11 protein-coding genes are annotated in these 10,573 nt (G+C 65.4%); 5 read left to right on the top strand and 6 right to left on the bottom strand.

The window, feature by feature from the left end; all coding sequences use genetic code 11:
* Nucleotides 1-15 precede the first annotated feature (15 nt).
* The 6 genes from HTS88_RS03355 to HTS88_RS03330 form a co-directional block, all read right to left on the bottom strand.
* The gene (locus tag HTS88_RS03355) at nucleotides 16-1,125 is read right to left on the bottom strand and encodes a BMP family lipoprotein (protein ID WP_425515550.1); all 1,110 of its coding nucleotides are present in this window, start codon (nucleotides 1,123-1,125) and stop codon (nucleotides 16-18) included.
* A gap of 255 nt (nucleotides 1,126-1,380) precedes the next feature.
* Nucleotides 1,381-2,391, bottom strand: coding sequence for an NADP-dependent oxidoreductase (locus HTS88_RS03350; RefSeq protein WP_174175470.1), 1,011 nt, complete (start codon nucleotides 2,389-2,391; stop codon nucleotides 1,381-1,383).
* On the bottom strand, nucleotides 2,388-2,816 hold the full coding sequence (locus HTS88_RS03345) for an organic hydroperoxide resistance protein (protein WP_174175468.1): 429 nt from the start codon (nucleotides 2,814-2,816) through the stop codon (nucleotides 2,388-2,390). Before HTS88_RS03345 ends, HTS88_RS03350 begins: the two co-directional genes overlap by 4 nt.
* Before the next feature lie 50 nt (nucleotides 2,817-2,866).
* Complete coding sequence (locus HTS88_RS03340; RefSeq protein ID WP_174175676.1) at nucleotides 2,867-3,301, bottom strand: MarR family winged helix-turn-helix transcriptional regulator; 435 nt, start codon at nucleotides 3,299-3,301, stop codon at nucleotides 2,867-2,869.
* Nucleotides 3,302-3,402: 101 nt separating this feature from the next.
* Complete coding sequence (locus HTS88_RS03335) at nucleotides 3,403-4,602, bottom strand: amidohydrolase (protein WP_174175466.1); 1,200 nt, start codon at nucleotides 4,600-4,602, stop codon at nucleotides 3,403-3,405.
* A 56-nt stretch (nucleotides 4,603-4,658) separates the two neighbouring features.
* Complete coding sequence (locus tag HTS88_RS03330; protein WP_174175464.1) at nucleotides 4,659-5,792, bottom strand: mannose-1-phosphate guanylyltransferase; 1,134 nt, start codon at nucleotides 5,790-5,792, stop codon at nucleotides 4,659-4,661.
* A gap of 296 nt (nucleotides 5,793-6,088) precedes the next feature.
* Here HTS88_RS03330 and sdhC point away from each other — a divergent pair, with 296 nt between their 5' ends.
* From sdhC to HTS88_RS03305, 5 genes are all read left to right on the top strand, one after another.
* Nucleotides 6,089-6,469, top strand: a complete 381-nt coding sequence (gene sdhC / locus HTS88_RS03325) for a succinate dehydrogenase, cytochrome b556 subunit (RefSeq protein WP_074446982.1) — start codon at nucleotides 6,089-6,091, stop codon at nucleotides 6,467-6,469.
* Between the two features lie 3 nt (nucleotides 6,470-6,472).
* A complete protein-coding gene (locus tag HTS88_RS03320) occupies nucleotides 6,473-6,934 on the top strand; it encodes a succinate dehydrogenase hydrophobic membrane anchor subunit (protein WP_174175462.1) in 462 nt (153 codons plus the stop codon).
* 108 nt (nucleotides 6,935-7,042) lie between these two features.
* Entirely contained in the window at nucleotides 7,043-8,842 is a 1,800-nt protein-coding gene (sdhA, locus tag HTS88_RS03315) for a succinate dehydrogenase flavoprotein subunit (protein WP_174175460.1), read from the top strand.
* A 1-nt stretch (nucleotide 8,843) separates the two neighbouring features.
* Entirely contained in the window at nucleotides 8,844-9,626 is a 783-nt protein-coding gene (locus HTS88_RS03310; RefSeq protein ID WP_066274343.1) for a succinate dehydrogenase iron-sulfur subunit, read from the top strand.
* A gap of 155 nt (nucleotides 9,627-9,781) precedes the next feature.
* Nucleotides 9,782-10,552 (top strand): alpha/beta hydrolase family protein, encoded by a 771-nt coding sequence (locus HTS88_RS03305; protein ID WP_174175458.1) that lies wholly within the window; start codon nucleotides 9,782-9,784, stop codon nucleotides 10,550-10,552.
* The last annotated feature ends 21 nt before the right edge of the window (nucleotides 10,553-10,573 follow it).

Here is a 10,573-nt window from a genome sequence, read left to right as displayed (position 1 = left end):
GCGCTCAGGCAGGGATCAGGCCTTCGGGCTTGCCTCGGATTCGACCTTCAGTTTCCCGTCGATGATGTCCTTCTTGATCTGCTCAAGCTCGGACTTCAGTTCCGCGGGGACCTGGGAGTCGAGGTCGTGGAACGGTGCCAGCTGGACGCCGTCGTTGGCCAGCGTGCCAACGTACGGGGTGTTGTCGAAGTTGCCTTCCTTGTCATCCTTGACCACGGCCTCCACGGCGTCGCCCATCGTCTTCATGACGGAGGACAACATGATGTCCTTGTAGTCGGGGGCCGTCAGGTAGCCGTCGGAGTCAACCCAGATCAGCTTGACGTCCTTGCCGGCAGCTTTGGCTTCCTTGAGTGCGGAGCCTGCGCCCTTGCCTACCGGACCTGCTACGGGCATGACAATGTCTGCGCCCTGGTCCAGGAAGTTCTGGGTGAGCTGCTTGCCCACGTCCTGCTTCTCGAAGTCGCCGGTGAAGCTGCCGTCCTGGGCTTCCTTGTTCCAGCCAAGGAGCTTGACGTCCTTGCCCTTCTGCTCGTTGTAGTACTTGACGCCGTCCGCGTAGCCGTCCATGAAGATCGTGACGGTGGGAAGCTTGATGCCGCCGAAGGTGGCAACCGTGCCGGTCTTGGTGGTGCCGGCTGCAAGGTACCCGGCGAGGAACGCGGCCTGGGCGGTGTCGTAGATGATCGGCTTGACGTTGGCGATAGGCGTTTCGTAACCGAAGTCCACAATCGCGAAGTGGCTGTCCGGGTTGGCCTCGGCCTGGGCTTTGGTGGCGTCGCCCAGCAGGAACCCCACCGTGACGGTGAGGTCGCAGCCGGCGCTGACCATGGCGCGCAGGTTCGGCTCGAAGTCGTTGTTGGTTTTGGACTCGACCTGGTTGACCTTGATCCCCAGGTCGGTCTCGGCCTTCTTCAGCCCCTCATAGGAGGACTGGTTGAAGGACTGGTCATCGAACCCGCCGGAGTCGGAGACGATGCAGCCGGTGTAGTCGCTGGCTTCGGCCGTCGAGGAGCTTCCGGCTTCGGGTGCTGCGCCGCAGGCGGTCAACAGAAGCGCCGAAGCACCGAGGGTAGCCACGCCGGCCATTGAACCCCGCTTGAAACTTGCACGCAGTGAGTTCTTCAATTTTCCTCCAGGATGAAGAGAGAGGCGCTACGGCTCGAATTCAATGAGTGTCCGTTTCTGCACTGAAATTCTGTTTTCACTGAGGGCACGCAGCACTGCGCCGGAGCGCACTGATGGCACCAACATTAGTGGCCTGCGCCACGTGCCCGTAGCACGGCGGCAGGGTATCCCGAAGATTGTTTACAAGTTGTTACCAACGAGTAGGGGCGCCGCGGGGATGCGGCACCCCTCCTGGTTGGGCGGGGGCGGTCCGCCTTAGAGCCGGACCAGCATTTTTCCGGTGTTGGCGCCGTCGAGGAGGTCCATGAAGGCCTGCGGAGCGTTGTCCAAGCCCTCAACGATGGTCTCGTCGTAGCGGACAGTGCCGTCGGCCAGCCAGCCCGCCATTTTCCCGGCGAACTCCGCGGCGTGCTGCCGCTGGCCGCCCACCAGGAAACCCCTGAGGGTCAGCTGCTTGCCGATGGCGAGCATCAGGTTGCGGGGCGCCGGGGTCGGCTCGGTGGAGTTGTACTGGGCGATGGCGCCGCACATGGCCACGCGTCCGCCCACGTTGAGGACGGCCAGGGCGGCTTCAAGGTGCTCCCCTCCCACGTTGTCGAAGTACACGTCGATACCGCCGGGGCCCGCAGCCTTTTCCAGCTGCTCCCGCACCGGCCCGTCGTGGTAATCGAAGGCGGCATCAAAGCCGAGCTCCAGCAGTCGGGCCACCTTGGCGGGCGAGCCCGCCGAGCCAATAACGCGTGAAGCACCCATTGCCTTGGCAATCTGGCCCACCAGCGAGCCCACGGCTCCTGCCGCACCGGAGACGAATACCGCATCTCCCGGAGCGAACTCCGCAACTTTCAGCAGCCCTGTATAAGCCGTGAGTCCGGTCATCCCCAGGGCCCCGAGGAACGCGGGCGCCGGTGCCAGCCCGGTGTCGGCCTTGGTGGCCGCGTTCCCCTCAACCACCGCGTACTCCCGCCAGCCGAGGGAATGCACGACGACGTCCCCCTCCTTGTGCTGTCCGGAACGGGACGCCAGCACCTCGCCCACCGCGCCGCCGTCGAGCGCTTTGTCCAGGGCGAACGGGGCGGAATAGGACTTCACGTCATTCATGCGGCCGCGCATGTAGGGATCCACCGAGATGAACAGGTTGCGGACCAGGATCTGGCCGTCCCCGAGTTCCGGCAGCGGAGACTCGGCCAGCCGGAAGTTCTCCGGAACGGGACGGCCCACGGGCCGGGAGGCCAGCTGGATTTCGCGGGTTACGGATGGGAGGCTCATGCGGCGAACTCCAGGATTTTGATGTCTACGGAAATGTTGCCCCGGGTGGCGTTGGAGTACGGGCAGACCTGGTGGGCTTTGGCGACCAGCGCTTCCGCGGTGGCCAGGTCCAGGGCCGGCAGCGCAATCTCCAGCTCCGCGGCAAGCCCGAAGCCGGCGCCGTCCAGCTGGCCCAGGTGGACCTTCGCGGCAACGGCGGAGTCGGTCAGGTCGGCCTGTTCCTTGCGGCCCACCAGCCGGAGGGCGGAGTGGAAGCAGGCGGCGTATCCGGCTGCGAAGAGCTGCTCAGGGTTGGTCCCCTGGCCGCTTCCGCCCAGTTCGACGGGGCTGGACAGGGTGACATCCAGCTTGCCGTCGTTGGTCCGCGCAGTGCCGTCGCGTCCTTCGCCCGAGGCGAGTGCCTCGGCAGTGTAGAGGGTTTTCACGGGTTGTATCCGTCCTGTTGATGGAATGAAAAGTTCCGAAGCCGGTGCCGTCAGTGCGCGTCGTGCAGCGCGGCGGTCAGGCGCCCAAGCGTGTGGCGCAGCTGGTCGAGCTCCTCCGCGGTAAGCCCCGCGGCCTGGGCGAGCCGCTGCGGTATGGCACCGGCATTGCGGCTCAGCTCCCGCCCCGCGGGGGTGAGGTGGATGGCGACGCGGCGCTCGTCCTCGCCCGACCGGCGGCGTTCACAGAGCCCCAGGGCCTCCAGCCGCTTCAGCAGCGGCGACAGGGTGCCGGAGTCCAGGCCGAGCTCTTCGCCGATCTCCTTTACGCCGCGGGGTTCGTTTTCCCACAGCACCAGCATGACGAGGTATTGGGGATAGGTGAGGCCCAGCTCCTCGAGGACCGGGCGGTACACCGCGGTGGCGGCCCGGGAAGCGGAGTAGAGCGCGAAGCAGACTTGGTGGTCCAGCCTGGGTGCATCGGTCATGAAGAAAACGATAGTACACAAGTAAGTTGTGCACAACTTAGGTGGAGGACGCGAACAGTCTGGTGTGAGGTGAAAGCCCGACGACGGCGGGCGGCGCGGGCCTACCCGTGGCGGATGGTGCGCAGCGCCGCGGCGGTCAGGACCCGGATCCCCAGGCCTAGAGCCTGCTCGTCCACGATGTAGTCACCGCGGTGCAGGTCGTACTCCTCGCCGCCGGGCGTCTTGGTGCCCAGCCGCATCATGGCGCCGGGAAGTTCGGCGAGGAACCACGCGAAGTCCTCCCCGCCCATGGACTGCGGCGTCAGGACCACGGCGCTTTCACCGATTTCGGCACGGGCGGCCGCTTCGATGATGGCTGTTTCATGCTCGGAGTTGACCACCGGGGGGACTCCCCTGGTGTGCTCGAGCCGGACGTCCACGCCGTAGGGTGCCGCAACCTGGTGGACCACCTCGTCCAGGAGTTCGCCGGCCTCGTGCCAGGCGTCGCGGTCCAGGCAGCGCATGGTTCCCGCCATGTAGCCGGTGCCGGGAATTGCGTTGGGTGCGGATCCCGCTGAGATCTGGCCCCACACCACGGAGACCCCGCTGCGGACATCCACCCGGCGCGAGAGAACGGCGGGCACGTTGACCGCAATCTGCGCCAGCGCGAACACCAGTTCTTCGGTCAGGTGCGGGCGGGAGGTGTGTCCGCCGCGCCCCGACAGTTCGATGCGGATGGTGTCGGAGGCTGAGGTGATGGCGCCGATGCGGGTACCGATCTTGCCCACTTCGATCCGCGGGTCGCAGTGCAGTGCCAGGATCCGCGGAACGCCCTCCAGCACCCCCTGCTCGATGCAGGCGTGCGCGCCGCCGGGCATGGTTTCCTCGGCGGGCTGGAAGATGATGCGGACGGTGGCACCCAACGGCTCTTCCTGGTGCATCCGGTGCAGCACCAGGGCGATGCCCAGCATGGTGGTGGTGTGGACGTCATGGCCGCAGGCGTGCGTGACGCCATGGTTCTTCGAGGCGAACGGCAGGCCTGTTTCCTCGATGATGGGCAGGGCGTCAATGTCACCGCGAAGAGCCGTGGCGATGGGCCCCTCCCCCACGTCGACCGTGAGGCCGGTTCCCTCCAGGCGGCGGGGCGTGAGTCCCGCGGCTTCGAGCCGCTCGGCCAGTTTGTCCGTGGTGCGGAACTCCTTGAAGGACAGTTCCGGATGCGCGTGCAGGTCCCGCCGGAAGTCGATCAGTTCCGGGAGGAGGGGCTCGAGCCACGGAGCCACCAGGTCGGTGGGCTCGGCTTCGGTAGTGTAGTTGCGCACTGTTTCACTCTAGCGAGGGTCAGCTGATTACCGGCCATCACGGTCGCAGGATTACATCAAAGGACGTCGGTGTCTCCGCTGGCCTTGAGGGCGTCCACGGCGGCCTTCACCCGCTGGGAGTTTGCCATGGTGGTCACCAGGAGCGCGTCCGGCGTGTCAACGATGACGACGTCCTGGATGCCGATCAGGGCAATGACGCGCTTGGTGTCCGTAACCACCACACCGCTGGAGTTCTCCGTGAAGACGCGTGCGCCTTCACCCAGCACCGTGACGTCATCCACTTCCTTGGCACTGTTGAGCCGGCCCACGGAGGCGAAGTCCCCGACGTCGTCCCAGCGGAAGGATCCGGGCACGACGGCGACGTCCCCGGCTTCGGCGGCAGGCTCGGCAACCGCGTAGTCGATGGCGATCTTGGGCAGGGTGGGCCACACCCGGGCGGTGACCTCGTCACGGGCGGGGGTGTCCCAGGCCTGGGCGATTTCCTGCAGGCCCCGGAACAGTTCGGGCTGATTGGCTTCAAGGTGCTTGAGCAGCAGCGCCACCGGCGCCACGAACATCCCGGCGTTCCACACGTAGTTGCCGCTGTCCACGTACTGTTGGGCGACTTCCTCGTCCGGCTTTTCCACGAACTCCACCACGTCAAGGGCGCTGGGCGCGCCCTCGATGTGCAGTTCCTGGCCGGAACGGATGTAGCCGAACCCCGTAGAGGGGTGGGTGGGCTTGATGCCGATGGTCACGATCTTGCCGGCGGCGGCCGTGTGGATGGCCTCGCGGACGGCCTGCTGGAAGAGGTTGTCCGGACTGATCACCTGGTCGGCAGCGAACGAACCCATGATCGTGTCCGGGTCGCGTTCGTGCAGGATGGCCGCGGCAAGGCCGATCGCGGCCGCGGAGTCCTTCGGCTCGGATTCGAGGACCAGGTCCGAATCCTGGACTTCGGGAAGCTGCCGGCACACGGCGTCCCTGTGGGCCTTTCCGGTTACCACCAGCACCCTGCGTCCGGCCAGCGGCTGCAACCGGTCATAGGTGGCGCGCAGGAGTGTACTGCCCGAGCCGGTGAGGTCGTGAAGGAATTTGGGAGCTGCGGCGCGTGACAGGGGCCAGAGGCGGGTCCCCACGCCGCCGGCCGGGATCACCGCAATGAAGCGGTCAAGGGGTGATGCCGGGCTTGTCACTTTGTCTGTACTCATCACCGCCTACTTTAGCGGAACCCCGGCGCGCCGCCTTCGGAGCCGGTTTCCGCCGCCACAATCGCGCGAATGCCGGCAGCCGGCAGTCCCGCACGGAGCACCGGCCTGCGGGCAGTGTGTCCTTTGTCTCATGATTTTGGAAGATCCGCGCCACTGCTGGTCACCAAGGAGCTCCTAAATTGAATAAGCTGTTAGCGGAGCCTAGATTTAGGCCTGAGCTACGAGTGCTCTCGCAGCAGGCGTTCCCCCCGCGTGGATCTCATGCCAGCGCCGCTGTGTTGCAGGGAGGTTTATCAGTGCCGACAAAACCAGCTGGCACCTTGTACCGCGGCCGTGAAGGCATGTGGTCTTGGGTAGGACACCGCATTACCGGTGTAGTGATCTTTTTCTTCTTGTTGGTCCACGTTTTGGACACCTCCTTGGTGCGTGTGTCTCCCGAGGCCTACACCGCCGTGATCGGTGCGTACAAGAACCCCCTTATGGCCCTGGGCGAGACCGGCCTTGTTGCCGCCATTGTTTTCCACGCGTTCAACGGCCTGCGCATCATCGCGGTTGACTTCTGGAAGAAGGGTGCCAAGTACCAGCGGCAGATGCTCTGGGCAGTCCTGGGCCTCTGGCTGGTCACCATGGTCGCCTTCTCCATCCGCCACCTGTCGCTCGCCCTGGGAGGTCACTAAGCCATGAGTGCAACCATCGAAAGCCCACGCAGTGGGCGGATCGCACCCCAGTACCGCCGCCACGGTGGCAGCAAGGGCAACTTCGAGATGATCGCATGGCTCTTCATGCGGCTCTCCGGCGTGGTCCTGGTGGTGCTCATCTTCGGGCACCTCTTCGTGAACCTCATGGTGGGTGAAGGCATCCACGCCATCGACTTCGGCTTCGTGGCCGGCAAGTGGGCCGACCCGTTCTGGCAGTTCTGGGACCTTGCAATGCTGTGGCTGGCCATGCTCCATGGAACCAACGGCGTGCGCACCATCATCAACGACTACGCCGAAAAGGACTCAACCCGCCGCTGGCTGAAGACGGTCCTTTACTCGGCCACCGTCGTCATCATCGTCCTGGGCACCCTGGTGATCTTCACCTTCGATCCCTGCCCCGTAGTCGACGGCGTGCCCCTGCCTGGCGGCTTCTGCCCTGCCTAGCACCGGCACCACCCCGGGCCCGCGGGAATCTCCGCGGGCCCTGTTTTGCGGAGCAGGCAACGCCCGCCCGTTGTTTTATAGCGAATTTTGAGAGAAAGAGCGTCTGGTATGCAGGTCCATAAGTACGACGTCGTCATCGTCGGTGCCGGTGGCGCTGGCATGCGCGCAGCGATCGAATCCGGTCAGCGCGCGCGCACAGCAGTACTGACCAAGCTCTACCCCACCCGCTCGCACACAGGTGCCGCGCAGGGTGGCATGTGTGCAGCACTCGCCAACGTCGAGGAAGACAACTGGGAGTGGCACACGTTCGACACCGTCAAGGGCGGTGACTACCTGGTTGACCAGGACGCCGCGGAGGTCATGGCGAAGGAAGCCATCGACGCCGTCCTGGACCTGGAAAAGATGGGCCTGCCGTTCAACCGCACGCCCGAAGGCCGGATTGACCAGCGCCGCTTCGGCGGGCACACCCGCGACCACGGCAAGGCCCCCGTGCGCCGTGCCTGCTACGCAGCGGACCGCACCGGCCACATGATCCTGCAGACCCTGTACCAGAACTGCGTCAAGCACAACGTCGAGTTCTACAACGAGTACTACGTCCTGGACCTGCTCACGGTTGAAGAGGATGCTGTCCGCGAGGACGGCACGCCCTACAAGCAGAAGCGTGTCGCGGGCGTCGTGTCCTACGACCTCGCCTCCGGTGAACTGCACGTCTTCCAGGCCAAGTCCGTGGTCTTCGCCTCCGGCGGCGCCGGCAAGGTCTTCAAGACCACCTCCAACGCCCACACCCTCACCGGTGACGGCATGGGCATCGCCTTCCGCCGCGGCATCCCCCTGGAGGACATGGAATTCTTCCAGTTCCACCCGACAGGCCTCGCCGGCCTGGGTATCCTGCTGTCCGAAGCCGCCCGAGGCGAGGGTGCCATCCTCCGCAACTCGGAGGGTGAGCGCTTCATGGAGCGCTATGCCCCCACCATCAAGGACCTTGCGCCCCGCGACATCGTTGCCCGTTCCATGGCCAACGAGGTCCGTGAAGGCCGCGGCTGCGGCCCGAACAAGGACTACGTGCTCCTGGACCTGACGCACCTGGAGCCGGCGCACATCGACGCCAAGCTGCCGGACATCACCGAGTTCGCCCGGACCTATCTCGGCGTCGAGCCCTACACCGAGCCGGTTCCGGTGTTCCCGACCGCCCACTACGCCATGGGCGGCATCCCCACCAACATCACCACCGAGGTCCTGCAGGACAACGACACCGTGGTCCCCGGACTGTATGCCGCCGGCGAGGTGGCCTGCGTTTCGGTGCACGGCTCTAACCGCCTGGGCACCAACTCACTGCTGGACATCAATGTGTTCGGCAAGCGCGCCGGCATCGCGGCGGCCGAGTACGCCAAGACCGCCGACTTCGTGGAACTGCCGGAGAACCCGCTGGCCTACACCACCGAGCTGCTGGACATTGCCCGCAACGGCACCGGCGACGAAAAGGTGGCCGTGATCCGCAAGGAACTCCAGGACACCATGGACGCCAACATGCAGGTGTTCCGCACGGCCGAAACCCTGAACCAGGTCCTGCGCGACATCGCCTCCTTCGAGGAGCGGTACAGGCGGATCAACGTCCAGGACAAGGGCAAGCGCTTCAACCTCGACCTGCTCGAGGCCGTTGAGCTCGGCTTCCTGCTGGAACTGGCCAAGGTGATGACCGTTGCAGCCCTCTACCGTGAGGAATCCCGCGGCGGACACTTCCGCGAGGACTTCCCGGACCGCAACGACGAAAAATTCATGAAGCACTCCATGGCGTACAAGGATGACCACGCGCCGGCAGACGGATCGGCCGAGTCAATCGCCGGCATCCGCCTGGCCACCAAACCGGTCGTCTTTACCCGCTACGAGCCGATGGTGAGGAAGTACTAAGATGTCAGCTGAACTTGCTGAGCCAGCCTCAAAGATCGAACTGCCTGCCGGCGTCGGCGGTGGCGGCGAGATCCCCACGTTCGATGTGCACCTGCGCGTCCGCCGGTACAACCCGGAGGTTTCCGAGGAAGCCACCTGGGACGACTTCCACCTGACCATGTACGGCACGGACCGCGTCCTGGATGCCCTGCACAAGGTCAAGTGGGAAACGGACGGCACCCTCTCCTTCCGCCGCTCCTGCGCCCACGGCGTGTGCGGCTCGGACGCCATGCGCATCAACGGCCGCAACCGCCTTGCCTGCAAGACGCTGCTGAAGGACCTGGACACGTCCAAGCCCATCACCGTTGAGCCCATCAAGGGCCTGCCGGTGGAGAAGGACCTCATTGTGGACATGGAGCCGTTCTTCCAGTCGTTCCGCGAGGTCATGCCCTTCCTGGTCAACAAGGGCCACGAGCCCACCCGGGAGCGCCTGCAGTCCGCCGAGGACCGTGAGCGTTTCGACGACACCACCAAGTGCATCCTCTGCGCCGCGTGCACGTCGTCCTGCCCGGTGTTCTGGACCGACGGCCAGTACTTCGGTCCTGCCGCGATCGTCAACGCCCACCGGTTCATCTTCGATTCACGCGATGACGCCGGCGACATGCGCCTTGAGATCCTCAACGACAAGGAAGGCGTGTGGCGCTGCCGCACCACCTTCAACTGCTCCGAAGCATGCCCGCGCGGCATCCAGGTGACCCAGGCCATCGCCGAGGTCAAGCAGGCAATCCTCTCCCGCAAGATCTGACCACACGGATCCAGCGGACGACGGCGCCCCTCCCCACTCCGGGGATGCGGCGCCGTCGTTGTTTCTTCCCACCCGCCCCCTGACCTCGCAAGCTCGGCCAGGGAACCCGGCGGGCGTGGGCCCACAGCCATTCGTACCAAACGAAAGGGGACGCCGTGTCCCGCTCCGAAAAAGTCACTTTCGAAGGCTCCACCGGCGAAACGCTGTCCGGAATCATCGATGTCCCGGAAGGGCCGGTCAAGGGCTGGGGCGTGTTTTCGCACGGCTTCACGCTCGGCAAGGACAGCCCGTCCGCCTCGCGGATGTGCAAGGCGCTGGCGGACAGCGGCGTGGGCATGCTGAGGTTCGACAACCTGGGCCTGGGCGGCTCCGCCGGTGAATGGTCCGCGGGATCGTTCAGCCACAAGGTGGCGGACACCGTCAAGGCTGCTGAGTTCATGCGCGCGGAGGGGAAGCGGATTTCCCTGCTCGTGGGCCATTCCTTCGGCGGCGCGGCCGTCCTGGCCGCGGCACGGGAGATCCCGGAGCTCGACGCCGTCGCTACCGTCGGCGCCCCCTTCTCGCCCAAGCACGTGGCGCACGTCTTCGACGCAGCCCTGGACAAGATCCTGAGCGAGGGCAGCGCCGAAGTGGACCTTGGCGGGAAACGGGTGGAGATCCGCAAGCACTTCGTGGAAGACCTGGAGAACGCGGACCTGACGGATTGCATCAAGCAGCTGCACAAGCCGCTGATGGTGCTCCACTCCCCCACGGACAACACCGTTGGGATCGAGAATGCCAGCACCATTTTCCAGACAGCCCGCCACCCCAGGAACTTCGTTTCCCTCGAGGGAAGCGACCATCTCCTCACAGGTAAGGGCCAGGCGGCGCGGGCTGCCCGGATCATCGCCGCCTGGGCGGACCAGTACCTCGACGCAGGACAGTAGCTGTCCTGTCCCGGCTGGTTG

The sequence above is a fragment of the Pseudarthrobacter oxydans genome (genome assembly GCF_013314975.1).
GTDB classification, from domain to species: Bacteria; Actinomycetota; Actinomycetes; order Actinomycetales; family Micrococcaceae; genus Arthrobacter; species Arthrobacter oxydans.
The sequence above is the reverse complement of the archived record's forward strand: the minus strand, read 5'-3'. Positions and strand labels throughout refer to the sequence as shown.